Below are 25,823 nucleotides of genomic sequence, written 5' to 3' on the forward strand. Positions count from 1 at the left end.
CTTCATTCCACCCATTCCAGCAGATTGGGATGTTGATCCAAGATGGATTCATACTGTTCCTTCCAGCCATATCTGGCGTCGGGGTCGAGGAGTTGATAACGGTTGTATTTGCTTTGTCTGTCTTCGAGTCGGGCCCAGCCAAAATGTTTCACGCGTGACGGATGGCACAGGTAAGGGAACTGGTGGATCGAGAGAGGGAATCTGCCGCAATGCTGAGGGGTTTCCCTCCATAAATATGGGAAGTCAGGGCGGTACTTGACCATAAAAGGACGATAGTAATGATGGGCTTTCCAATACTCATCTTCGCGATAATGCGTGTCACTCCACATATCGTACAAACGAAAGTAGATCACCTCGTATGTCTGCTGTTCCAAAATCTCGGAGACTTTCGAGGGGAAGGAGCTATCCATGAGTTCATCGGCGTCCAGATTCAAGATCCATCCCGGATCAGTCTGAATCGTTTCTTGCCATTGTTGTTTGCGCAAGGCGACCTCGTTGGAGAACTGAGAGGTAGCGTTTTGAACCAGATGAAGAGGAATGCCCTTGAGAACCTCTCTACAGAGATCCACGGTATGATCCATACTGCCATCGTCGATGATGACGGCTGCGTCAATAAAGTCTTTATGTGCTTCCAGTGCTCGTCTCAAATAGCGATTGCCTTCATTTTTCACAATCATGGAAAGAGTTAGTTTGGCTCTGGTCATCTATGTGCTGCACCTCCTGCGCTTGTCGTGTTGCAATGCAGAAGATTTCATGGCCCTGGAAGTTCGACTGAAGATTCACGGCTAGCTTCATGATGTCCTGGATCGGCAAAGTTTTTTGCGTGGTCTTGCGCAGATGGTTTTCCAATCGGTTCGTTTCTTCTCGAGAAAAGATGGAGAGAACCTCCCAGCCACCCTGATGAAGGAGTGAGATTAGATTGTCACGGGAGTAATGAAAGAGGTGGTCGTTCTCGGTATACAGCGGGGAATACACTCCAAACAATTTATTGGTGAACGAGTTTTTGTTCGGCACGCTAAAAATGATTTTTCCTCCTGGTTTAAGAAACCCTTTCAATTCTTCAAGGTATTGCTTCGGATGCGAAATATGCTCAAAGACGTGACAAAAAACGATGGCATCAAATGTACCAATGTGTTCGGGGGCGAGCACGGCGGAGTTCCACAACGAATGAACCAGTTGTAACCCATACCTGTCTTGGGCGTATGCGCATGATTGTTGTGACGGTTCTACCCCGACAACCTCCCACCCAGCCTCACGAGCAAGGAATAACAACTCTCCTGTTCCTGGACCAATTTCGAGCAGCTTCCCTTTTTCCGCAAACCACATATCGAGCAGCAATGTATGGAAGATCGCGTGTTCCGTAAATGTATTCTTGGCGTATTGATCCCGCATGGAGACCCAACTCGCGTCATAAATGTCTGCAACCAGCTGTGTCACGTTGACTTGGTCGAGGTGAGGTTGAAAAACGAGATCACAATCTTTGCACGTTAGGAGTGAGAAGGTAGAGTACTGGTGGAAAAGCGCCACCTGAGTACTGTTGCACAAAGGACATGAGTCATGCATGGATACGATCCCTGCTTTCTTTGTGATATCTGCCTACAACTACCTATGCGCTGCTCCAGGAAAAGGTTCGAAAGCCAAGGAAATGGCACCGTTCTGAAAAAAGCAGTCCACTCATAGAGTAAAGGGGGGATAGACTACGATCTCAGTGATGTGTGTAAAAGGAGATGAGCATCATGTCTGAGGCGCCCAAAATTTCCTTATGTATGATTGTAAAAAACGAAGAAAAGTGCCTTCACAAGTGCTTGGAAAGCGTGAAAGATCTTGTGGATGAAATGATTATCGTAGACACGGGGAGTACCGACAAAACGGTAGAGATAGGCAAGTCATTCGGAGCGGTCGTGCACTTGTATGAGTGGCAGGATAACTTCGCAGAAGCGCGAAACTTTGGACTGGAAAAAGCAACAGGCGACTGGATCTTGTGGATGGATGCCGATGAGGAAATGAATCAGGAAGACAGCAAGAACTTGAAGGAGCTGCTTCGCGGTCAAGAAGGTTCTCTTTTTTATATCCATCTAATCAATTACATTGGAGATGAAATAAATGAAGACGATGCTTTTCATATCGCTCACTCACGTTTGTTTCGCAATGGCATCGGTTTTCGCTTCCATTTTCCGATCCACGAAACGCTCAACGTAGAAGAGGTTCTTCCCAATCTGACCGAGGATTTCCACATTCCAATCTTGCCTGTACGGATATACCATTACGGCTACCTGAATGAATGTACTGGCAGAAAGAACAAATTCGAGCGCAATATTCAACTACTCATGAAGGAATTGGAAAAAGAAGACCACTCTCCATGGATTGAGTATCATCTTGCCAGTGAATTCTCACGTATCCAGGAGCATGAGAAAACGTTCAAGTTCGTGAATCTGTCTATTATCGGGTTTCTCGAAAATCATATGATGCCTCCTTCGCTCCTTTATAAGCTCAAATACTCTACATTGATCTCGATGGGCAGTGCTGAGGGGGCGTGGCCAGGAATTGAAAAGGCAATCGAGATTTATCCTGACTACGTTGATTTACATTTGTACAAAGGGATCATTCAATATTTGAAAAAGGACTACAAACGAGCATTGATGACGTTCGATCACTGCCTGGAGCTAGGTGAGAGCAACATTCGGCATCTGACCTTGAAGGGATCGGGAAGTTTTCACGCCTGGTATTACAAAGGGCTTTGCTACGAAGGATTGGGTCAAGTGGAAGAGGCTATGGCTGCTTATCGGATGGCGCTGGCTATGGCGGAGAATCATGCGCCTGCCAAGGAAGCATTAGAGAAGCTGAGCTTGAAGACGGAAGTAAGTCATACGCTAAACAACAAATAGCATCGTGGCGAAAAGCCGTTTACGTCGATGGTTCAGGCGTAACGGCTTTTTTTCGTAATGGCAGAGCATGAACAAAATGACGTTAATCACTTTTATTGCGGTAAAAGGTTTAATAAACATAATGTTTCATTTGCGGCAGCGGATTGTTACAATAAAAAACGCACTTTATCGGTAATAATAATCATTATCAATTACATCGAGTGAGGGACAAAAAATGAAGCAAACAAACGGAATGAAGCGTCTCGGCTATATGTTTTGGACGCTTGCACTGGCAGGTACAGTATTACTGACCGGGTGTGGCAGCGCAGAGCAAAAACAGCCAGCAGCAGGTCAAGATAGTGGGCAAACCGCACAAAAGCGCATCGTGAAACACGAGCTGGGCGAAACAGAAATTACCGGAGACCCGAAAAGAGTCGTCGCGTTGGAGTACTCCTTTGTAGAAGGGTTATGGGAGCTGGGAGTGACGCCTGTAGGAATCGCGCAGGAGAAGGATAAGGACGTAGAAGGATTGATCGGCAAAAAAATCGAGTATACCCCTGTGGGGACACGCCAGCAGCCGAGTCTGGAAGTCATCAGCTCGTTGCAGCCTGATTTGATTATCGGTGATTTGAATCGCCACAAGGACATTTACAAGGATTTGCAAAAAATTGCACCGACGATCATTTTGAAAAGCCGCAACTCGACGTATCAGGAAAACTTGAGCTCGTTTGCCACGATTGGGGAAGCACTGAACAAGCAAAAAGAAGCAGAACAGCGCCTGATCAAGCACAAGGAGATCATCGCAGAGTTTAAAAAGAAAGTACCGGCTGAAGATTCCCGCAAAGTCATGCTAGGAGTATTCCGCGCAGATTCGCTGTCTGCACATGGAGCGAAATCGTTTGATGGCGAGTTGCTCGAAATGATTGGAATCAAAAATGCCATTCAAGATGCGCCAGAACCAACAGTAAAAATCAGCCTGGAGCAAATGGTGCAGTGGGACCCAGATGTGATTTTCCTGGCGGAAGCCGACGACGCGCTTTTGAACGAATGGAAGAAAAATCCGCTCTGGAACAATATCACCGCAGTCAAAAATCAAGAAGTACACAAAGTAAATCGTGACCTCTGGACGCGCTATCGTGGGTTGAAATCTGCGGAACGCATTGTAGAAGAGGCAGTGAATCTCTTATATAGCAAAGAAAAATAACATACGATGCAAATGCTGGAAAAGACCGATCGCTGATCTGGTCTTTTCCGTGTTCCTGCACGTCGTAGTTGATCGAGGTGGCTTGTATTGCAGAAAACAACGACACGACAACGAAAAAGTACCTTCGTCCTCATTGCAATCGGCTTGGCAATCCTCTTGTTCATTGGTTTGTTGCTGAGCTTGTTTACCGGAGTAGCTTCGCTGCAAATTCGATCATTAGTGACGCATTGGTTATCTGGTGAATACTCCAAAGAGCTCTTGATTTTCCAGACCATCCGCGTTCCGAGAGCTGTGCTGGGAGCTATCATTGGGGCGAATTTGGCTGTGGCAGGAGCCGTGATGCAGGCCGTTACCCGCAATCCACTGGCATCCCCGCAAGTATTTGGCGTGAATGCGGGGGCTTGTTTGGTGGTTGTACTCGCGATTGTGTTTTTACCGGATATCGGGAAAGCCAATCTCATCTATTTTGCCTTTGCTGGAGCGATAGTCGGGGGACTTGTTGTCTTTGGATTCGCAGCTTCCCGCGGGATGACCAATCTCAAGATTGCTTTGGTAGGAATGGCGATCCACCTGCTGCTCACCTCCATTACGAAGGGAATTATCATTTTTAACGAACACATCTCGAATGTATTGTACTGGTTGTCTGGCTCTATTAGCGGAGTGGCTTGGACGGATGTGCAATTGATTTTGCCATGGTCGATAGCGGGACTCCTGCTGGCGATCTGGCTGTCCGGCTCTTTGTCAGTGTTTCGACTGGGGGAGGAAGTCGCGATGGGGTTGGGACAAAAAATCGCCCGCGTCCGACTGCTGTCTTATGTTGTGGTCGTTATTTTGGCAGGCGCCTCTGTTGCTGTCGCCGGAGCTGTTGGTTTCGTCGGATTAATGGTTCCGCATATCGCAAGGAGGCTCGTGGGTACGGACTATCGGGTCGTTATCCCTGTGTCTGCGCTTGGTGGTGCCGTCCTGGTGACAATCTCCGATGTACTGGCTCGATTGATTTCCTATCCGTTTGAGTCTCCTGTAGGAATTGTAACGGCTCTCTTGGGAACCCCGTTCTTCCTTTACTTGGCGAGAAAAAAGGGGAGGGAAATGGTATGAGTTCGCGAAAAAACACCCTGCTCCTGGTTGGCCTCGGTGCCCTGGTCATAGTGGCAGCGTTGCTTAGCATGGGGATCGGCCCGATCTTTATCGGCCCTGATCAAATGATCCGAGTGATCATGGGCGAACCTTCGTCGCTTACATTTATGATTGAAAACTATCGATTGCCGCGGGCGCTGCTCGCGATTCTTGCCGGAGCGGGCTTCGCGATCGCTGGTGTGATTTTGCAAGGAATGATTCGCAATCCGTTGGCATCTCCGGATGTCGTAGGGGTAACCAAAGGGGCGGGCTTGTTCGCGGTTGTGGTCATCATTTTGTTTCCGCTGGCTTCACCACTTCTTCTCCCGATTGTCGCGTTTTTGGGAGCATTAGCGGTAGCGATTGCCCTCATCTATTTCGCTCGGAAAAGCGGTGCACAGCCAACTACGTTTGCCTTGGTCGGCATGGGAGTAGGGGCAATCTGCCAAGCGTTGACGGAATTCATTATGGTGAAGTATCCGATGCAAGCCAATGATTCTCTTGTCTGGCTGGCAGGGAGCTTGTGGGGGAAAGGTTGGGATGAAATTTACGCTTTGCTGCCGTGGCTGCTCGTATTCATTCCTATTAGCTTTGCCCTGCATCGTAAGCTGGACATTATCAGTCTGGATGAAGGAAGCTCTACGGGGCTTGGATTGAATGTCGTGCAAACACGCTATATGCTCTTGCTGCTCGCGGTTGCCTTGGCAGGCGCATGTGTAGCGGCAATTGGCTCGATTGGCTTTGTGGGATTAATTGCGCCACATATGGCGAGAAAGCTGTTCGGTCATCAGCATCGTTATCTGTTGCCGGGTGCGGCGTTTTTGGGAGCGTTGATTCTCGTCATTGCAGATGCATTGGGGAGGGGACTGAATCCTCCAATCGAGATTCCCGCGGGTATCGTGACTGCGGTCATCGGTGTTCCGTACTTCTTGTATTTGGTGCGTCAAGAGAAGAGAAAGTAAAAAAAGCCATCGCTTTTGTCCTTCATAAATTGGCGTGCAGCTGATCATGCTACTACTGACAGCTCATTCCCGACCATTTCCTTTCATGGTAAACTGTCATGTAAGTGTCATGCTTCACTCATTCTTTCCTACCAGGTGGTACATACATGCGGTCTATATGGAAGATTTACAAAACGGACTGGATTAACATTTTCAAGGTCCCGACCGGGATTTTTCTGATCATCGCCATCATTCTCATTCCTTGTTTATACGATTGGATCAACATCAAATCAGTATGGGACCCTTACGCCAATACGCAAGGGGTCAAGGTGGCAGTGACGAGCGAGGATCAGGGAGCTATGGTTGACGATAAAAAGGTCAACATCGGAGACGAGCTGATAAAGAGCTTGCATAACAACCAGAAACTAGGGTGGACCTTCGTGGACAAAGAAGAGGCCAGACGAGGCGTGGAGCGGGGCGATTATTATGCCAGCATCCTGATCCCGGCTGACTTTTCCACAAGAATCACGGGAATTGTCCATGGCAACCTGACCAAGCCCGAAGTGATCTATACGGTCAATGAAAAAGTGAACGCCGTCGCACCCAAAATCACCTCGTCAGGTGTTTCGGCGATTGCCAAGCAGATCAACGAGAGTTTTACGGAAAGCGTCAGTGAAGCCTTGCTCACGAAGCTTACAGAGATCGGCATTAAAATTGAAGAGCAATTGCCGACCATCCGCAAAATCGAGAGTGGCGTTTTCCAATTGGAAAAAAGCCTGCCTGAGATTCATGCCGCAGGGCAAAAAGTACTGGAGATTGAGAAGAAACTTCCCGAGATTCACGAGAAAGCCCAGATCATTCTGGAAGTGGAAAAAAGAATCCCCGAGATCAATCAAGCAGGGCAGGCCGTCCTCAAAATCCAGCAAAACTGGTCGAAAATCAATGAGGCCGCGTCTGTCATTATCGGGATGGAAGACAAGCTGCCGGTGATTGAGCAAGCCGTTGGACGAATTGAAGAGCTGGATCGAAATTTTGATAAAGTCGCAAACGCAGTGACTACAGCCACAGAAAAAGCGAGTCAGGCCATTGAGATCGTTTCGGCTGCGCAACAAGCGTTGCCGCGTATCGCTGATCTGACTGATAAGGGCGCGTCTGTTGCCGATCAGCTCAATGACTTTTTTGCGAAGCATGACGGTGCCTTTGAAACGATTGCACCGCTGATCAAGCAAAATCTCATCTTAGCCCAGCAAGCCGCGGATGCCCTCACACAGCTTACGGACAGGCTGCTGCAAATCAATCCGGATCGCCTGCCTACTGCCAGTGAGGTAAATGCCGTGAAAGACAGGTTATCCAGGGCTGCGAATGTTTTGGGGCATACCGCATCGATTGTAGAGAAAGTAAACAGTTATATTCCAGGACAGCCACTGAGTCATTTCGCAGAGCGGCTGCGTACGATTGAGAACAGAATGAACCGGCAAATCGAGATTCTCGGCATGATTGCAAGCGCGCTGGAAAACGGCAAACAGCCTGCGAAAGATTTGGTGGAGAGCCTGAATCAGCTCTCGAAAAACACCAGTGCAGAATTGGGAGACATCCTGTCCCGTTACGATAGCGAAATCGTCCCGAAAATATCCGAGGGCATTGACAGGCTAAAGGTGATCACAGGAGAATCTGCTGATCTACTGCATAAGGCCAAAGAAAAACTTCCGGATATCGAAGCGATTCTCCAAGAAACAAAGACGGGCTTGGAGCTGGGATTGGCAGAATTGAAGCGAATCCAGCAGGAGATGCCGCAAATACGGGCGCACGTCCACGAGCTAGCACAAACGCTCCGAAGCAAGTCGGATGCTTTTGCAAATGCGATTCGCGTAGCAGGGCCATTCCTGAAGAGCAATCTTCCTGCCATCGGGAAAAAGCTCAACGAGGCGGCAGCATTTGTCCAGAATGATTTGCCCAAAGCGGAGGCAGATTTGACCAAGCTGGCTGATTTTGTGCGCTACAAGCTCCCGGAAGTGGAGACAGGAGTCCATAGAGTTGCTGCATTGGTTAGAGACGATCTGCCTAAGCTGGAGAGTGCCATTGGGCATGCGGCTGACAAGCTGAGAGAAGTCGAGGCGAACAACAACTTCGCCGATCTTGCCAAGCTATTGCGCGGCGACATTAAAAAGGAGAGCGAATTCCTCTCAAGTCCCGTGCAGATCAAGGAAAACCGCCTATACCCGATTCCGAATTATGGTTCGGCCATGTCGCCGTTTTACGGTGTGCTGTCTCTCTGGGTAGGCGCGACCTTGTTGATTTCCCTGCTGAAGCCGAATGCGGAAAATCCAGGCGGCGTATACAAGCCGTATCAGTTGTACCTCGGTCGCTTGGGGACATTTGTGACAATCGGGTTATTTCAAGCGTTGTTCGTCACACTTGGTGATATTTACATCCTCGGGGCCTATGTAGCGGATAAAGCTCCGTTTGTGTTATTCGGTATGCTGGTCAGCCTGGTGTTCGTCACGATTACGTACACGCTGGTGTCCGTCTTCGGCAACGTGGGCAAAGGCATAGCGATTATTTTCATGGTATTCCAATTCTCCAGCTCGGGCGGTACGTTCCCGATCAGCATGACCGCGCCGTTTTTCCAAGCGCTGAACCCATACATGCCTTTCACGTATGCGATCAGCCTGTTGCGTGAAGGGGTGGGTGGCATTCTCTGGGAAACGGCGATTCGGGATATATTCGTACTATTTGGCTTTATCGGTATCAGCCTGTTTGTGGCGCTCGCGCTGAAGCGTCCGTTGAGCGGAATTATTGAAAAGTCGATGGAGAATGCGAAGAAGACCAAGATTATTGGGTAAAGGACACCTTTTTAAGGTGTCCTTTTTTCTTGAACAGGTACAGAACGTGTCGCCAGTCGGGCAGCAGATACCAACCCCAGTATGACGATGAACGTCTGAAGGAGCAGGGAAACCGTAATACCAATAGAAAGTGAAAACGCAAAGGCAGTCATCACAGATAGGATGGCGCCTCCCACCCCAATAACAATCGCAGGCGTAAATGTATCAGCGATAGATAGTTCAGCAGATACTTTTCCTTCTTCACCGGATTTTGCCAGAGAAAACGCAATAGCACCGCTTGTCGGGTGAGCCAAACCGATTCCGAAGCCCATAATGATCTGGCTAACAATCGCGGTCACGATACCGAAAAGGTCTTGTTGAACCAACGTCAGCGGTACGGTGGAAGCGACTCCGATGAGCATAATGACGAGACCGATGATAATTCGCTTTTTGCGACCAGCTCCCTGATCTCTTTTGTCCAGCTTTGCCTGTACATTGGCGGCCAGCGACCAACTAATTGCTGCGGAGGCAACAGCTAAACCAGCTTTGTCGGCGGTTAATCCTAAAATCGAAGTGAGTCCAAGGACGAGATACGTTTGTGTGCCGTAATAGGCGGCGACAAATAGACCCCGAGACGCCATGACGGCAGGTAAGCCTGGGCGTGCGACGAGGGTTCCTTTAGGCATCAGCTTATACAACGGGACACTAAGGGCAAGCAAACCCGCGATGGATAGCAAAAAACCGAAGATCGAGGGAATTTTGCCGAGTCCAAAAAGCAAGGCACCAGTCCCTATAGCCAAGAAAAAGGGTTGAAGAAGACTACGATTGTTTGCCGTGCTTGCTTTTGGCGACTGTAAGCCTCGGAAAGAGGGAGTGGTTAAGAGTGCAGACAGAAAGATAAAGGGAAGGATCAACCAGAAGACATATCTCCACGACAACTGTTCAGCAATAATCCCGGCGACATACGGTCCGAACAGGCCTGGAAGGATATAAGCGCTGGAGAAGACAGCAAGAATCTGAGGGCGAAGAGAATCAGGGTAACGCAAAGTAATCATGGTATACACACAATTGACCAAGGCACCGGCTCCGAATCCCTGCATCACTCGTCCAAGCAGTAAAGTAAGCATATCAGGCGCAATTGCAGCAACTACAATGCCAAGGGCAAAGAGCACGATAGTGACAATAAAAGGCTGGGCAGGCCCTTTTCTATCGACGAATTGACCTGTGACCACGGTTCCAATCAGCTGAGCCAACAAATAAGCGCTGAATACCCACCCATAGAGATCCTCACCCTGTAGCTCTCGGGAAAGACCGGGGGCGATTGTCGTGACAGCCAAGCCTTCAAATGCTGTAGCAGTCACCACAAGAATGATACCAATCGTCAATGCCCGGTAATGCGTGCTCCAAATCCCTTCTGTGCTCATCAATTTCACTCCTTTTTTGTATATATTTCGCCTTGAAAGTTGTTATAAATACTGTTGCTACAACAACTAATTATATACAAAAAATGACAGCCTGCAATGGTTTTTGTTTTTACAAGTTTTTTACGTTCTCATAAATGATATTGAGTGTTCTTCGAAATTGGTTCACTTCTTCTTCGGTCAATCCTGCAATGGTTTTCTCGTACGCTTCAATGGAGGGAGGAAGGACCTCGTCTTTTAAAAGTCGCCCTTTTTCCGTCAGATAGACACGTAGAGAGCGACGATCCTTTTTATCTGTTTCGCGATGAATGAACCCTCTTTCTTCCATGAGAAAGAGCATCCGTGCGATATTTGTTTTGTCCTTGTAGGTACGATCCGCCAATTCGTTCTGGGTCAGACCTTCTTCTTCCCATAACACGACAAAAATCATCCACTGATCGATGGTGATGTTATACGGATTGCATACTTTTTGATAATAGTTGTTCAGTTTTAAATCCGTTCGTTTCACGATGACGCCAATATACTCATCCAATTTCATTGCGAAACCTCCTCGGTTAGGCAGTCAGTGCAACTGTTGATAAGACAACTATAAGGATGCTTCCGAAAAGTGTCAATTTGCAGGGATGATATGTTGGACGCATGAAAAAGCCAAATTTGCTCAAAATAACAGCGGGATTTAATACTTATCAAAAAGGAGAAGGAATAGATGACTCCAATGCTCAGGAAAGTAACATTGTTGATGATTTGCGTGGCATTGCTTGGTGTGCCCGGTATGGCAGCAGCCAAGGAATCGCAAGGAAATGTAAAGCAGGCAGAATGTATAAAGCCGAAAGAAGTAAAACTACAAGGCGATATGCGCAGGCTCTGGATTGATCATTTGCTGTGGGATCACACCTATATGGTAAGCGCCTTGGCAGGGCTGGAAGACAAAGACGCCGTACAGGCACGACTCTTGAAAAACCAGGTGGATATCGGGAACGCAATCAAGCCGTATTACGGAGAAGAAGCAGGTAAAAAGCTTACCGAATTGCTGACGGCTCATATTACCATTGGCGGCAAAATCATTGACGCAGCCAAAAAAGGTGATCAGGCTACTGTGGCAAAGCTGGATAAGGACTGGCACCGGAATGCGGATGAGATCGCCAAGTTCTTGAGTAGTGCCAACCCCAATTGGAACGAGAAAGAACTAAAAGAGATGATGTACGTGCATCTGAAGCTGCTCACTGATAATCTCCAGGCGAGATTGAGAAAAGACTGGGAAGCGGATATTGCTGCGTTTGATCAAGGTGAGGATCATATCATCTCATTCGCTGATGTACTGACAGCAGGCATCATTAAGCAGTTCCCGAATCAGTTCTAAAAGAAACCTCTCTAACGAAATGAACGCCAGCACTTATCGTATTCCGTGCTGGCGTTTCTTTCTTTTTATCCTTGTGCCGTCTTTTTCAAATAAGCTCTCCATGTGATGCACCATTGATCAGGATCATCGAGCACGGACTCTAATACACGGTGACCTGTACTATTATGCGGCGCTGTTTTGACAATCTCCGGATTCTCATAGGCTTCCTGTGAAATATGGGTCAGTGCCGCGATGTATTCGTCGAGCTCTGCCATGGAGTAGGACTCCGTCGGTTCCAGTGTAAACGGCTCCGGCACGACGTACGGGTGGTGACTGGTCCAGTAATGGTGGGCAAAGTCGACCATGCGGCGCTGAACATCGTATGTCGTGACGCCTGTGTCTTCTTTTAGCTGCTGCCAGCTATAGCGAACCTGCTCCAGACGTCTGCCTTGTATATACGGAGCACTCGCACCACGGATTTGCAGGATTTTGTGATAGAGATAGTTGTTGTTGAGGCAAGCAATTTCGGCGACTTCCCTCAAGCCGTCAGCTCCAAGTGCACGGACCCAAGCGTAGGAGCGCAGGACAGCAGGTGGTACCCCATAAAAGCTGCGGACTTTTCCGATGCTGTTTTTCAAGTCACGCTTATAAAAGTAACGCTCTCCGTCGAAATCTACGATCGGTCCCGGCAGGAATGGCGCAAGCTCGGCAGTGACCCCGATAGCGCCTGTTGCAGGTCCGCCGCAAGCGTGTGGCACGGAAAAGGTTTTGTGCAGGTTGAAGAAGCATATGTCAAAGCCTGCTTCCAGTGCGCGGGTAATGCCGAGCAAGCCGTTGGCGTTTGCCTGATCGTAGCAGCACAGTCCCCCTGCGGCGTGGACGACGTCTGTGAACTCCTTGATGCGGGAGTTGTAAATGCCTGTATCCTCTGGATTCGCTACGGCAAAGGCAGCGGTTCGCTCCGAGACGAGGCCCTTTAGCGCTTCCAGATCAGGGTAGCCGTTTTCATCGGCAGGTACATAGATGATTTTGAAGCCTTTGACTGCGGCCGTCGCGGCTTGGGACGGATGGGAAAAATGGGTGGTAATAAACTCGTTGCGCTGCTCTCCTTCGCCGCGAGATTCGTGGTATTTGCGCACGATAGAGGCTTGGGTAAACAACGCCTGTGTGCCGCTGCCCGGTTGGAACGAAAATTTGTCCATTCCCGAAATCTCGCGAAGATATAAATCGAGCTGGTACGTCATCTCCAGCATCCCTTGGACAGTGGACTCGTCTTGCAGCGGATGAAGCTCCGCCATTTTCGGCGAGCGCACGAAGCGTTCATTGATTTTCGGGGAGTATTTCATCGTGCAGGTGCCTTGCCCGATCTCTACGTTGAAATCCGACCCCAGAACCTCCTGAGAGATGCGGGAGTAGTGACGGATCACGCGATACTGACTGATCTCGGGAAGATTCGGCCGTTTTTTCCGGCGCAGGCTGTCTGGCAGCTGAGAAATGCCATCGCCTACGGTCTCTACGATTTGTGGCTCGACGGGTGGTACCTCGACGCCACGCTCACCGGGCTGGCTCAGCTCGAAAATGACAGGCTCATCCCACTTTGCTTGGTGGAAGCGGCGTACCTTATGGTCTCTCGGAATCCGTTTCATTTTGTCGATTGTTCCTTCGGATGTTTTCATGGGCGGTTTCCTCCTTTTTCGTTTTTACAAAATGCTTTTCATGGCAGTAACGAGCGTATCAATATCCTCCTGGGTATGGACCTCCGTGACGCAGTAGAGTGCACATTGACCCAATTCCGGGTAGTGTTCAGTCAAATCAACTCCGCCGAAAATGCCTTTGGCGAGAAGTGCAGCGTTGATGTCTTTGACGGTTTTGCCTGTTTGCGAGAAGTCGATCACGAACTCCTTGAAGAAAGGAGCGGCGAATTTGGCCTCGACCCCGGGAATGGAAGAGAGCTGCTTGGCGGCGTATTGGGAGCGTTGCATGATGCCTTGCCCGACTTCTTCCATGCCCACTGGTCCCATCGTCGCCAAGTACACGCCTGCGGTGATGCCCCATAGCGCGGTTTGCGTTCCGACGGACTCCTTACCTTTTTCACGTTTGGCAAAAGAGGTGCGGTCATACGCGACATCTCCGAAGCCGTATTCGCCTTCGACCTCTGTCGGAGCGATTCCGAACAGGCGGGACGGATATTCCATGACGTAGGTCGGGTCGTCATGCGTCGCGATAAAGCCGGATTGTCCGCCGCCGTAATGCATGTGTACGCCAAGCGGTTGCAAATCTCCGCACACGATGTCCGCGCCGTAATTCGCCGGAGCTTCCATCACGCCGAGAGAGATGGGATCGACGCCGACTACGCAAATGGCACCCGCTGCATGAGCCAAGTCCGCAATCATCTGTCCGTTTACTTCCACGGAGCCGAGGAAGGTCGGGTTTTCGAAATAAACCGCTGCTGTATCTACACTGAGCTTTCCTTTTAGATCATTGAGGTCGAGTCTGCCTGTTTCGTTCTCAAAGTCGATCAAGGTGACGGTAAGATCAGGAGACGTATAGTTTTTGATGATCAAAAGCTTGTCGGGATGGATATTTTTTGAGACGAGTAGCTCTGTGCGTTTGGTGATACGTGCTGCCATGCGCAGAGCAGTAGAAGCAGCCTGTGCCCAGTCAAAGGTCGGAACGTTCACAACATCCATATCGACCAGCTCAGCTACGAGGCTTTGGTACTCGAACAACGCCTGAAAGCGCCCTTTGTCTTCATAAGGCTCACCAGCATACGCCGTTACAAACTCTGCACGGGAGTTGATTTCATCACAGACAGCCGGAACAAAATGGGGCCAGCAGCCTGCGCCGAGGAAGCTGATATTTTCTTTCGTTGTTTTGTTTTTGTTCATGAGCTGGTTGACGTGGCGTTCCAGTTCGTATTCGGTCAAAGCTTTCGGGATGTTCATTTTTTCTTTTAGGCGCAGCTCCTCGGGAATGTCCGCATAGATATCCTCGATGCTGGAAAAGCCGATTTCGGCAAGCATTTTCTCTTTGACTGCAGGTGCAGAATTCGGAATATACGGGTGGGCATAACGCTGTACGCTCATCTCAGGTTCCTCCATCTCTTCGTTGGAATATTCAGTCGGAATAATGAAAAATTAAGCCAAACCGCCGCCATCGACGACCAGTACGGAACCCGTCACCCAGGATGACAGATCGCTGGCAAAGAACAGGACAGCATTGGCAATATCTTGCGGAGAACCGAGACGCTCCAGCGGACGCCCTTGGGCGGAGGAGACGAGGAATGCTCCTTCTTCCTTTTCCAGCTGGCGCGCTTCTTCACGCAACAGAGGTGTGTCGGTATCGCCAGGTGATACGCAATTCACACGAATGTTTTCCGGACCGTGGTCAATCGCCATTGCCCGCGTCAGGTTGACGACGCCTGCTTTTGCCGCGCAGTAGGCCGCAGCCTTGTCACCGCCCTTGATGCCCCAGCCAGAGCCTGTGTTGATGATGCTGCCTCCGCCTGTTTTCGCCATGACCGGAATGACGAATTTGGATAGGTTGTAAGCGCCCTTCAAGGAGACATCGACGACCAGATCCCAATCGTCTTCTTCCAGCTCGACGACCGTTTTTCTTCTGATCACGCCTGCGTTGTTGAACAAAATATCGATGCGACCGTACGCTTCCTCGATCGCTTGCGTTACTTCACGACAATCCTGTTGGGAAACTACATTGCATGTAAAATAACGGGCTGACCCGCCCTCTGCTACGATTTCTTGTGCCGCCTTTTCCCCTAGCTCCTCGTTGATATCAAGCAGCATAACGTTTACTCCGAATTGGGCCAGTCGTTTCGCTGTTGCAAGTCCGATACCGGAAGCAGCACCTGTCACCAAGGCTACCTTTCCTTGCAGATTGAATACCTCGTTCGTGTTTACCATGGTTGATCACTCCCCCTAGATGAAAAGTTTATAATGCAAACACTGTGCCAAGTGAGAAGTGAATCCCGCTGGGCAACATGCTCCTTACTGGACCGCAAAAAACGAGGTTCCGCCTGTGTTTCGTACCGTTATGACAGTGACAAAAGTGGCAATGAGTTGTCATGATTGGCAAACATCAGTGGCAAAACGTTTGTGAACTATCTAAATATTTCGTAAAATGGAGAGCAAGGACAATAAGCAGGGAGGATATCCATGGTTTCGTTGGATCTGTGCAAACCAGCCATCGAAAAGGTCATTACAAGCATTTCAGATATATTGAACGTGGATGCAGCGGTGATTAACGAGCGCGGTCTCTTGGTCGTGAGTACGGAGCGCTACTTGAAACAAAAAGGCGAAAATGTACATGTGCCCTCGATTGAATTCGTGTTGGCAAAAGGACAGTATGTCGTAGACAAACCCGGCTCCATGGAAATGTGCAAAGGGTGCCGTTTTCTCGACAGCTGCCCTGCCAAAGTCGAGCTGCTCACTTCCATTAAGGTAGCCAATCATGCAATCGGGGTCGTTTCTCTCACATCCTTTACGAAAGAGGGACAAAATCGGCTCTCCAGGCATACAGAGAGATACCAGCAAATCCTGACAGAAGTCAGCGAGATGATTACGGCGATAGTACAGTCCCATGAGACGAGACAGATCGAATCGTCTAATGACACCATTCGGCTATTGGAGGGGGCACTGGATACCGTCGCCGATGCGTATTTCACCTTTGACCGAAGTGGCAATGTCATTCACACGAATGCCAGCGCGCGCAGACTGCTGTCCCAGCATGAGCTGCTGCCAGCGGAGGTTTCACGGATGCTGCTACCGTCATTATCCGGGATGACCGCGCATTCCTTGCCGATCGCCAATTGTCTCGTTGACAAGCTGGATGCTCCGACCGAGGCCACGCCGATCATCGTTAACAATCAGCTCATCGGCGGCGTGCTTCGCGTGCAGAGGGGATCGCTAACCGTTCCGCGTCTGATGGATCATCAAGGGAGCGGTAAGCCCGGCAAAGCGGATAGCCTTGCTCAAATCGTAGGAAACAGCCCAGCCATCAAGCAGGTCAAAGAAATGGCGATGAAAATCGGTAACAGCAGCTCCACGGTACTGATTACCGGCGAAACAGGGACAGGCAAAGGGCATCTGGCAAAAGCGATTCACGAGGCAAGCACGCGCGCTTACTACCCGTTTGTCGCCATCAATTGCGCCAGCATTCCGGAAAATCTGTTCGAAAGCGAATTGTTCGGTTACGAGGACGGCGCGTTTACTGGAGCTAAAAAGGGAGGAAAGCCAGGACGGTTCGAAATGGCAGAGGGAGGTACGCTTTTTCTCGATGAAATAGGCGATATGCCGCTATCGTTACAGGCAAAGCTACTGCGTGTCTTGCAGGAAAAGGTCGTGGAACGCATCGGCGGCACGCGATCATTTCCCATCAATGTACGAATCATCGCGGCGACGAACCAGAACCTGGAGGAGCTCGTGGAGAAAAAAGTGTTTCGTGCCGATCTGTACTATCGGTTGAACGTCATTCCGATACAGGTCCCGTCACTCGCAGAGCGCAAGGAAGATATCGAGCTCCTGGCCGTTTCATTTATGGAAAAGCACGGAGAGCAAGCTGGACGCACCTTCTTCGGAATAGCACGAGAGGCGATCAACCTGCTCATGGACTATCACTGGCCGGGCAATGTGCGGGAGCTGGAAAACGCCATCGAGTACGCCATGAACATGGAGCAAGACACGGTTCTGACTGCTGACAGCTTGCCTCCGCGCCTTCGTGCATGTCCTCCAGTGGCTCCTTCGCATTCAGGTCCAGCTATCAAAGCGAGAGTCGCCGATGCACAAGCGGACGCCATTCGCGCTTCGTTGCAAAAGCACGGCAGTGATTTGAAAGGGAAGCAGCGAGTGGCAGAAGAACTCGGGATCGGGCTCCGCACCTTGTATCGGAAGCTAAAGCTGCTCGGTATTTAAGAATTCGGCAGGAGCTTGGTGTAAACTTGTGGGAGAAACGATAGGGGGAGGAAGAAGCATGAGTGAGCTGAATGTTTTATTTCGGAAAAGAATCGGTATGCCTGAAAATGAAACGATTACCTTCGATACATTGGATCGCCTCCTTGATCTGACAGCATTGGCGATTCCTTTTGAAAACCTGTGCATTGTGGAAGAGCGAACGAGCGTAATCTCCAGACAGTCCATCATGGAGAAGATATTGGTCAAAAACGAAGGCGGTCTTTGCTACGAGCTCAATCCCATACTGTATTACTTCTTGTTGGAAAATGGCTTTGACGCTCATCTGATTCGTGGAGTTGTTTACAGGCATGACGTTGGCGATTATTACACGATTGGCCGAACGCATGCCACGATTTTGCTTACATATGAGGGGCAAACGTATTTGCTCGACACGGGCTTCGGCTCGAACCTGCCGTTGAAGCCTGTTCCGTTAACAGGGGAGACCGTCTCTTCGCGCAATGGTGAATTTCGGATCAAGAAAGAGCAGACGGAGTATGGCGATTATGTACTCGAAATGAAGCTGCGGCACAAGGATACGGACTGGAGGACCGGCTATACGTTTGATTCACAGAAGCTGGTGACGGATGAAACGGAGTTAAACGAGATTCAGACGATCATCGCTGAACATGAACAGTCTCCCTTCAACAAAAGCCCATTGCTTACGCAGCTTACAGAGAGAGGCAATGTCACGTTGACGAATAGTTCTTTTACGCAATGGGTGGATGGTGTTATGACGAAAGAGACGATTGATGAGGAACGATCTAAAAAGCTGGCGAAGCAGCATTTTGGGTTATAAGAAAAAAGCAGAAGCGATTAAAAACGATGAAAACCCATCAGATGTTCTTAACCTGATGGGTTTTATAATGGGGTTACTACTGTGTATTCGCATTCAAAAGCAGCTTCATCGGATCAACGGGTATACCATTTTCGAGAACCTGGAAAGCAAGATGCGGTCCTGTGCTGCGTCCCGTACTTCCCAACAGCCCAATGAGCTGGCCTTGGGTCACAGTAGCGCCAGCGGTGACCTCCAGCTTTTCCAAATGAGAGTAAACGGTTTGATAACCTCCTTCATGCTCCAGAATGACCTGGTTGCCTTTCCCTGTTTTTGTATCGTACTCAGCTTTGAGTACCTTACCTGCGGCGGCTGCCTGAACGGGCGTATTCAGGTCGTTTACGATTCTCAAGCCCATTGTTTGGTCAACAGGACTTTTGAGTGTACCTTCTGCGGGGACGACGAAGGCATGCTCGTTCCCAAGTGCTTTTGTTGCATCGGTCAAAGTGAAGACGCCTAAAGCCAAGACGACCACGATACCAGATAGGGTCCACGTATACGCCCGTTTTTGAAAGTGACGAATCATTTCTATTCTCCTTTTCACCTGTTTTTTGGAGCTGGAGAACCCGGCAGTGAAGTGGATTTGTTTGGGCTGGGCATACAGCTCGAGCATTTTGATCATGGTGTATCCGTAGCGAGGTACCTCCGTCTCCTGCAAATAGCTCAAAGCCAAGGCATCACAAGCCATTTCCTGGTCCTGACGCATGCGGGAAGCGGCGTACCATAACAGCGGGTTGAACCAGTTGAGGATCAACAGCACGCTCATGATGCTGTTCACAGGAATATCTCGTCTTTTCCAATGCGCCAGCTCATGCAAAAAGATGTGGCGCAGCTCGTGCTCGTTGAGCTTGTCCAACAGTTTTGCTGGCAGCCAGATTTGCGGTCGCCAGATTCCCATCAAGGCAGGACTTGTCATCTGATGACTCATGCGCAGGGGAATGGATTTGGTGATGCCCATCTGTTTTTGGCATTGGGAAAAGACGCGCAAAACAACTTCATCCTGTACGAACACTTCGTTTTTTAGCTGAGAGAGCAATCGGTATGTACTGCGAGTCATGGTGATAGCGAAAATAGCGATGCCGCCGAACCAGATGAGGGAAAGCAGGCTAATCCAGGAAAAGCTCGCTTCGTTTGCTAGAGAGGAATCTGGTTGGAAGGCAGATTCATGCGGTTGCAAAGCCTCAGTAGCGAGAACGATCAGTTCCGTAGGCGGGTACGCTTCCTGCACGGATGTCCAGGACGAAGTAGGCAGCCAGTTATACAAACTGATCGTGCTGTCTATCGACCAGGGAACAGCGAGCTTCCAGAGAAGCAGGAACCATACGGCGTGGTGCCAGCGGATGGGGAAATGCTTTTTGCCGAGCTGCTGGCAGAGCAGGATCAGGATTACAAGAAAACTGGCCTCGATGGAGTTATACAGTGTCCACGTAAATGCTTGGTTGAGGGTGAGTGTGAGCCATTGCCAATCCACCAGCTTATTTCTCCTTTTCGGAAAGGATTTTTTTCAGCTCGTCAATCTCTTGGGAGGAGAGCTTTTCTTCTTTTAAAAAGTGAACCAGCATGGGCTTTAAGGCCCCGCCGTACACGCGCTGCAAAAAGGATTGGCGCTCTTGGCGCTTGCAATCTTCCTCTGTGAGCACAGGGGAGTAATAGTAGACGCGATTGATCTGCTCATAGGTGAGAATGCCCTTTTGCAACAGGCGGCTGAGCAAGGTTTTGATTGTGTTGTCTTTCCACGTCTTGTTGTCCCGCAGGGCGTGGATGACATCGGCTGCTGTTGCGGGTGACTTTGCCCAGATGACCTTCATAATCTCCCACTCGGCATCCGAGATTCGCGGTTGCTCGTCCAAGTACGAAACCTCCCTTGACTACATTTGTAGTCGTGAATTCTGTTTTAAAGATTACACTTGTAATCATCGTGTGTCAACTATCATTTTTGTAAATCTGTTCCATGTGACTGTCGTTGGAAGATGACGAGCGAATTGGTACACTGAAGAAAAATCGGATAAAGGCTGTGATAGATATGAATCTGGCTGAGCATTTTGGCGATATGGATATTTACTTGTTTGATCAGTTGTTAAAGGGGCGGGTAACGAAGGAAATGCAAATACTCGATGCCGGTTGCGGTTCGGGGCGGAATTTGGTCTACTTTTTGCGAAATGGCTATTCGGTGTATGCGGTTGACCAATCGGCTAAAGCCATTGAAGCTGTACAGCGAATGGCATCGCAACTGGCACCGAACTGGTCAGCGGAGCGCGCTCGTGTGGAACCGATTGAGAGCATGGGCTTTGAAAACGAAAGCTTCGATTTCATCATCAGTAATGCCGTTCTACATTTTGCTGAAAACGAAGAGCATTTTCGCCAGATGCTAGAGGAGCTGTGGCGAGTTCTGAAGCCAGGAGGCATTCTATTTATGCGTCTTGCATCCTCGATTGGGATTGAGGATGCTGTACAGCCACTGGGGAACGAACGTTATTTGCTGCCGGACGGAAGCACCCGTTTTCTCGTAAACGAACGGACGATGGTGGGCATGACGGAAAAACTGCAAGGTTTGTTCCTGGAGCCAATCAAAACAGTGAACGTAGCCGGACAGCGTTGCATGAGCACGTGGGTAATCAAAAAGAATGATTAAGCACAAGAAGCCGCCTTCCAGTTGGAGAGGCGGCGTCTTTTTCTCACTCAAAAATCACGCGTCTGATCAAAAATAGCAAAAAGCTCATCTACATCTACTTCCACACCTGCAGTAGCCAAATTCCGTTTTGCCGACTGAAGCAGCTCATCGAGCACAACGAAAATTTCTTCCCGCTCAACCGTTTCAATAAAGCCTGTTCGTCGGTCTATCTTGTTGAAAGTCTCTGTGTACTCTTTGACCAAGGCACGCAAAGCAGTTCGTATTTCTCCCGCATTTGTCGCGTCTTCGCTGCCTTGCTTTTCGAGCGCGTTAATCGCAGTGTTCATTTTTTTATAGAGACTGGCGGCTTTGTTGGCGTGAGCCTTTGAGATGTGTTCCCTGCCATCCCAATCGCGAAACGGATTAATCAAATTATTGGCCAGCCATTCGGGCTTGCGCGGCTTGGTGATGGACAAATCCAGCCCATTTTTCACTTCTTTTTTATAGGCGGCTTTAATGGTCTTGGCCGCTTCTGCTGGGAGGCTCGTCATCCAGAGCGTGGAGAGCTTGGGACATTGATCAGGCGAAGGGAACTCGTCCCCGGAGAAGCCAAACAGATCGTAGGTCGTAAACGTCAGTAGCTCCTTCAAGTGCTTGATACTGCCCAGATTGCTGAGGGTACCAGGCTTGCCCCATAGACGGATGTCCCGGAGAGAGGGATACCGCTGGACGAGTGGCTGCAAGTCCAGCTCCGTCACATTACGCAGACGAAGTGCTCCTAAAAGGTCAAGTCCGCGGTGTAACGGCAGCGAATCCGAGAACGAGGCGGTCAGCCAATACCCGGCCTCTTCGGCTTCTATGAACAGGTTGGATGAAATGCCCTTGTCCAGTATGAGTTCCCTAAGACAATCGTTCAGATGCAGTGACTCCAGGCCGTCTGCGTTTTGGAGAGAGAATTTACTGAGATGGCTTCCTGTCAGATCAAGAGAGGAGCCATTGGCTTTTTCCAAGTGAAGCTCCAGTAAAAACGGATTGCTTTTGACAAAGGCAAGCAAGGAATCGGTGAGCTCCTCTGCATAGATTCTTGTCAGGCAAGGGAGCTTTTCCAATTCAGAGATGTCCGTCAGGCCTTGCAGGATGTCGGCATGAAGGACGTTGATTGATCGGCGCAGGTTTACCCCGCCTAACGAAATCATCGTGTCATCTTTTGCGGCTTGTTTAAATAGCTGGCGACGCTCTTCGGGAATTTGATTCCATCTATGCTGACGATAGAGGCTCCCTCCGACATCCCAACTGCCGTAGCTTCTTGTTTCTTCTGTCACGAGAGGGGGTATATTCCCTACTTTTATGTAGCCTTTAGGCACCACATTATCGACATAGCTGTGCTCGAGCACATTGTCCCAGAAGAAGTAGTCACAATATAAGGGCTTCATCTGGTACAGCTCTGATTCATCAGGCAGTGTATCGCTGCTCCAGTCCAGCTCGAGGATACTGATGAGGTTGGATTTACTCGTGCCAGGCTCTTTGATCGATGTGACCTGGCAAGCTGCGTACTTTTGCAGCTTCTCGACAAAAACACAGTAGATGTCTCCGACTGTGGGTGTCATTCCTACCATCCTTTCCATCTCGCAAGGCTTGTCATTATGGCTATTTTTACATATTTTTCATGTGTTGTCGTTGTTCTTGCTGTTTTCTATAATGAAAAAATAAACACGGATCGGACATTACGGCGTGTGGAAGGCGGCGAAGAGATGAAGAGAGAAGAGAGTACGGAAAAGTGGATGAGCCGCGTATTGGAGGCCATTGTTGAAACGTCGCGCGATCATTTGTTAATCACGGACCCTGAGGGCTACATCCGGCTGGTTGGCGATTCGTCCTATGAAGTGTATGGCATCGGGAAGGAAGAGCTCTTGGGCAAGAACGTCATCGAGCTGGAAAAAAGGAAGGTCTTTTCTCCATCTGTCACGCGAAAAGTCATGGATGCCAAGACGCCGCAGACGATCATGCAGGAAATACCCGGGGGCCGAAAGCTGATGGTGACGGCGTTTCCCGTCTGGAACGAAGATGGCAGCATGCATTCGATTATCAGCTATTCGCATGACCTGACTGAAATTATGGAATTGAAACGGCGCTACGAAGGTCTGACAGAGCAGCTCAAGCAGTTTGAAACCGAGATTGAGGAGCTGCGAGAAAAGCATCAGGAGGGCTTCGTGGCAGTGAGCCAGCCGATGCAAGCCATTGAGCGTCTCATCAAAAAAGTCGCGGCTGTCGATTCGACTGTCCTGATCCTCGGAGAATCGGGTGTCGGGAAAAATGTGATCGCAAAAGAAATTCATCGCAATAGCCGCCGTGCGGGTGGGCAATTCGTGGAGATCAACTGTGGCTCGATCCCGGAGGGCTTGCTGGAATCCGAGCTGTTTGGTTATGAGGCGGGTTCGTTTACAGGTGCCGCCAAGCAGGGCAAGCAAGGGATTATCGAGATGGCGAACCAAGGGACTCTCCTCTTGGACGAGCTGGGGGAACTGCCACTGACCTTGCAGGCCAAGCTGTTGAAGGTGATTCAAGAAAAACGGTTGCAACGCGTTGGGAGCACACAGTACCGCGACGTGGATTTTCGTTTGATTGCCGCCACCAATCGTGATTTGGAGAAGATGGTGAAGGAAGGGAAGTTTCGGCAGGACCTGTATTTTCGCCTGAATGTTGTCCCGATCCACGTCCCGCCGTTACGAAATCGGCCCGAGGATATCGCGGCTCTCCTGAAACGCGCCGTGCGCTCGCTCAATGAACGATACGGAATGGACAAGCGACTGGACCCTGCCGTAACACATGCCTTGATGCAGTACGAATGGCCCGGCAATGTACGCGAGCTGGAGAACGTTTTGGAGAGAATGGTGGTCACAGCGGACGAAGACGTGATCACTTCTTCGCACCTGCCCGTTGAAATCAGATTGGCAGGGGAAGAGCAGACAGCTATGGAGCCGAGTCTGGCAACTTCCAAGATGTCGCTACGGGAAGCACTGGAGCAGGTAGAGGAAAAATGGCTGCGCTATGCATCCGAGCACTGCCGGACCACGGGAGAAATCGCGGAGTTTCTCGGCATTAGCCAGCCATCTGTCGTGCGGAAGCTGCAAAAATATCGGATTCGTTCCAGGTGATTCAAAAATGAATCGTTTATTCAAAAACGAATCGAACATTCGGGTGTTTTGATTCATTTTTGAATAATTTGATGTAAACGTAGTACGGAAAACGCGATTTCATCAAACTCTGGCGTTTGGCATAGGTATTGCTACATATAGTAGTTGAGTTTACAAGCAAGCAATCCAACCAATACCATCTCGAACGAGGAGAGGAAACGATATGTCCAAACAACGTCAATTTGTAAACGTAGCTGCTGGTGTGCCAGGTCCCAAGGGAGCAGCCCTGATTGAAAAAAGAAAGCAGTTCGTGCCAAAAGGTGTCGGCAACAATACCCCTGTTTTTGTAGAGTCAGCTTCAGGCGCATTGGTAACGGATGTAGATGGCAATACGTATATCGATTTTGCCGGAGCAATCGGTACACTGAATGCCGGACACTGCCCGCCGGAAGTTGTTGAGGCACTAAAAGCACAGCTGGACAAATACATTCATCCTTGCTTCCATGTAGGGATGTATGAGCCATATGTGGCCTTGGCTGAGAAACTGACGCAAATCACGCCAGGCAGCTTTGAAAAGAAGACGATGCTCGCAAACAGCGGGGCAGAAGCGGTAGAGAACGCGGTGAAAATCGCCCGCAAATACACAGGACGCCCAGGCATCATTTCCTTTAGCCGCGGCTTCCACGGTCGTACGCTTTTGGGCATGTCACTGACTTCCAAAGTGAAGCCGTACAAATTCCAGATGGGTCCATTCGCTCCAGCTACGTATAAAGCGCAGTTCCCGTATCCACTGAACAAGCCGGAATCCATGACAGATGATGAGTACGCGCAATTCTGCGTGCGTCAGTTCGAGGACTTCCTTTTGACTGAGGTTGCACCGGAAGAAGTGGCTGCCGTGATTATGGAACCGATTCAGGGAGAAGGCGGCTTTATCGTTCCGCCTGTGTCTTTCGTTCAAGGCGTCTATAACATTTGTAAAAAGCATCAAATCCTATTTATTTCCGATGAGATTCAAACAGGCTTCGGTCGTACGGGCGCCATGTTTGCCTCCACCCATTTCGGAATCGAGCCAGATATCATCACCATGTCCAAATCCATAGCGGCAGGCTTGCCCATCTCTGCGGTTACGGGACGCGCAGAAATCATGGACGCGCCAAACCCGGGCGAGATCGGCGGTACCTATGGAGGAAGCCCGCTTGGTTGCGTAGCGGCGTTGGCAGTCATTGAGAAAATGGAGCGCGAAGACCTGGCAGGCCGCGCGCAGGCGATCGGGGACAAGATCAAAGCGCATTTCCACGCGTTGCAAAAAGAGTTCCCTGTGATCGCGGAGGTGCGCGGACTAGGTGCGATGTGCGCCGTAGAATTTATCGATCCAACAACCAAACAACCAGCGAAGGAGCTCGTTGCTGGCTTGACCAAAGGCTGCTGCGAGTCTGGCGTCATCGTGCTTTCTGCTGGCGTCCACAGCAACGTACTGCGCTTCCTGTCTCCGCTGGTCATTACAGACGAGCAACTGGAAGAAGCGCTGGACATTATGACGGATGTTCTGAAAAGCCAATACGTGACGAACTAA

Annotated in this window: 21 protein-coding genes; 11 read left to right on the plus strand and 10 right to left on the minus strand. The window is 49.7% G+C overall.

Translation table 11 applies throughout. From position 1 onward, the window contains the following. Positions 1–2: 2 nt before the first annotated feature. Together M3630_RS17090 and M3630_RS17095 are read right to left on the minus strand one after the other, a co-directional pair. On the minus strand, positions 3–704 hold the full coding sequence (locus M3630_RS17090; RefSeq protein ID WP_173611739.1) for a glycosyltransferase: 702 nt from the start codon (positions 702–704) through the stop codon (positions 3–5). Continuing rightward, a complete protein-coding gene (locus tag M3630_RS17095; protein WP_251252848.1) occupies positions 661–1,563 on the minus strand; it encodes a class I SAM-dependent methyltransferase in 903 nt (300 codons plus the stop codon). Before M3630_RS17095 ends, M3630_RS17090 begins: the two co-directional genes overlap by 44 nt. Before the next feature lie 173 nt (positions 1,564–1,736). Here M3630_RS17095 and M3630_RS17100 point away from each other — a divergent pair, with 173 nt between their 5' ends. The 5 genes from M3630_RS17100 to M3630_RS17120 all read left to right on the plus strand — a co-directional run bounded on the left by M3630_RS17100 (position 1,737) and on the right by M3630_RS17120 (position 8,968). Beyond that, on the plus strand, positions 1,737–2,885 hold the full coding sequence (locus tag M3630_RS17100) for a glycosyltransferase family 2 protein (RefSeq protein ID WP_237899657.1): 1,149 nt from the start codon (positions 1,737–1,739) through the stop codon (positions 2,883–2,885). Positions 2,886–3,099: 214 nt separating this feature from the next. Beyond that, the gene (locus tag M3630_RS17105; protein WP_251252849.1) at positions 3,100–4,068 is read left to right on the plus strand and encodes an ABC transporter substrate-binding protein; all 969 of its coding nucleotides are present in this window, start codon (positions 3,100–3,102) and stop codon (positions 4,066–4,068) included. 87 nt (positions 4,069–4,155) lie between these two features. Continuing rightward, positions 4,156–5,166 carry a FecCD family ABC transporter permease gene (locus tag M3630_RS17110; protein ID WP_251252850.1) on the plus strand — a complete coding sequence of 337 codons (1,011 nt, stop codon included), beginning with the start codon at positions 4,156–4,158 and terminating at the stop codon, positions 5,164–5,166. Continuing rightward, positions 5,163–6,146: a FecCD family ABC transporter permease gene (locus M3630_RS17115; RefSeq protein WP_251252851.1), complete on the plus strand. Its 984-nt coding sequence runs from the start codon at positions 5,163–5,165 to the stop codon at positions 6,144–6,146. Before M3630_RS17110 ends, M3630_RS17115 begins: the two co-directional genes overlap by 4 nt. Before the next feature lie 146 nt (positions 6,147–6,292). Then, positions 6,293–8,968, plus strand: coding sequence for a YhgE/Pip domain-containing protein (locus M3630_RS17120; RefSeq protein ID WP_251252852.1), 2,676 nt, complete (start codon positions 6,293–6,295; stop codon positions 8,966–8,968). 11 nt (positions 8,969–8,979) lie between these two features. On the opposite strand, the gene M3630_RS17125 is transcribed toward M3630_RS17120, so the two are convergent. Then, a complete protein-coding gene (locus M3630_RS17125) occupies positions 8,980–10,371 on the minus strand; it encodes an MFS transporter (protein WP_251252853.1) in 1,392 nt (463 codons plus the stop codon). A 109-nt stretch (positions 10,372–10,480) separates the two neighbouring features. Then, the gene (locus M3630_RS17130) at positions 10,481–10,906 is read right to left on the minus strand and encodes a MarR family winged helix-turn-helix transcriptional regulator (protein ID WP_048035355.1); all 426 of its coding nucleotides are present in this window, start codon (positions 10,904–10,906) and stop codon (positions 10,481–10,483) included. Positions 10,907–11,074: 168 nt separating this feature from the next. On the opposite strand from M3630_RS17130, the gene M3630_RS17135 reads away from it, so the two are divergent. Further along, positions 11,075–11,728 carry a glycosyltransferase gene (locus M3630_RS17135; RefSeq protein WP_251252854.1) on the plus strand — a complete coding sequence of 218 codons (654 nt, stop codon included), beginning with the start codon at positions 11,075–11,077 and terminating at the stop codon, positions 11,726–11,728. Between the two features lie 65 nt (positions 11,729–11,793). Here the strand turns inward: M3630_RS17135 and gcvPB are convergent, their stop codons facing one another. The 3 genes from gcvPB to M3630_RS17150 are packed head-to-tail and all read right to left on the minus strand — an operon-like array spanning position 11,794 to position 15,627. Further along, positions 11,794–13,383 carry an aminomethyl-transferring glycine dehydrogenase subunit GcvPB gene (gene gcvPB / locus M3630_RS17140; protein WP_251252855.1) on the minus strand — a complete coding sequence of 530 codons (1,590 nt, stop codon included), beginning with the start codon at positions 13,381–13,383 and terminating at the stop codon, positions 11,794–11,796. A 24-nt stretch (positions 13,384–13,407) separates the two neighbouring features. Further along, entirely contained in the window at positions 13,408–14,793 is a 1,386-nt protein-coding gene (gene gcvPA / locus M3630_RS17145) for an aminomethyl-transferring glycine dehydrogenase subunit GcvPA (RefSeq protein WP_232773666.1), read from the minus strand. Positions 14,794–14,844: 51 nt separating this feature from the next. After that, positions 14,845–15,627, minus strand: a complete 783-nt coding sequence (locus tag M3630_RS17150) for an SDR family NAD(P)-dependent oxidoreductase (RefSeq protein WP_173611757.1) — start codon at positions 15,625–15,627, stop codon at positions 14,845–14,847. A 252-nt stretch (positions 15,628–15,879) separates the two neighbouring features. Here M3630_RS17150 and M3630_RS17155 point away from each other — a divergent pair, with 252 nt between their 5' ends. Beyond that, the gene (locus M3630_RS17155) at positions 15,880–17,634 is read left to right on the plus strand and encodes a sigma-54 interaction domain-containing protein (RefSeq protein WP_251252856.1); all 1,755 of its coding nucleotides are present in this window, start codon (positions 15,880–15,882) and stop codon (positions 17,632–17,634) included. A gap of 58 nt (positions 17,635–17,692) precedes the next feature. After that, positions 17,693–18,469 carry an arylamine N-acetyltransferase family protein gene (locus M3630_RS17160; RefSeq protein ID WP_251252857.1) on the plus strand — a complete coding sequence of 259 codons (777 nt, stop codon included), beginning with the start codon at positions 17,693–17,695 and terminating at the stop codon, positions 18,467–18,469. Positions 18,470–18,545: 76 nt separating this feature from the next. Here M3630_RS17160 and M3630_RS17165 read toward each other — a convergent pair whose 3' ends face one another. Then, positions 18,546–19,976 carry a M56 family metallopeptidase gene (locus M3630_RS17165; protein WP_251252858.1) on the minus strand — a complete coding sequence of 477 codons (1,431 nt, stop codon included), beginning with the start codon at positions 19,974–19,976 and terminating at the stop codon, positions 18,546–18,548. Between the two features lie 4 nt (positions 19,977–19,980). After that, positions 19,981–20,355, minus strand: coding sequence for a BlaI/MecI/CopY family transcriptional regulator (locus tag M3630_RS17170; RefSeq protein ID WP_251252859.1), 375 nt, complete (start codon positions 20,353–20,355; stop codon positions 19,981–19,983). 113 nt (positions 20,356–20,468) lie between these two features. On the opposite strand from M3630_RS17170, the gene M3630_RS17175 reads away from it, so the two are divergent. Continuing rightward, the gene (locus M3630_RS17175; protein WP_251252860.1) at positions 20,469–21,137 is read left to right on the plus strand and encodes a class I SAM-dependent methyltransferase; all 669 of its coding nucleotides are present in this window, start codon (positions 20,469–20,471) and stop codon (positions 21,135–21,137) included. Positions 21,138–21,184: 47 nt separating this feature from the next. Here the strand turns inward: M3630_RS17175 and M3630_RS17180 are convergent, their stop codons facing one another. Further along, complete coding sequence (locus M3630_RS17180; protein ID WP_251252861.1) at positions 21,185–22,723, minus strand: hypothetical protein; 1,539 nt, start codon at positions 22,721–22,723, stop codon at positions 21,185–21,187. Positions 22,724–22,867: 144 nt separating this feature from the next. Between M3630_RS17180 and M3630_RS17185 the strand changes: the two genes are divergently transcribed. Both M3630_RS17185 and gabT read left to right on the plus strand, forming a co-directional pair. After that, positions 22,868–24,271, plus strand: coding sequence for a sigma-54 interaction domain-containing protein (locus M3630_RS17185; protein ID WP_173611801.1), 1,404 nt, complete (start codon positions 22,868–22,870; stop codon positions 24,269–24,271). Positions 24,272–24,473: 202 nt separating this feature from the next. Then, positions 24,474–25,823, plus strand: a complete 1,350-nt coding sequence (gabT, locus tag M3630_RS17190) for a 4-aminobutyrate--2-oxoglutarate transaminase (RefSeq protein WP_251252862.1) — start codon at positions 24,474–24,476, stop codon at positions 25,821–25,823.

This window comes from Brevibacillus sp. MER 51 (genome assembly GCF_023714195.1).
GTDB lineage: Bacteria > Bacillota > Bacilli > Brevibacillales > Brevibacillaceae > Brevibacillus.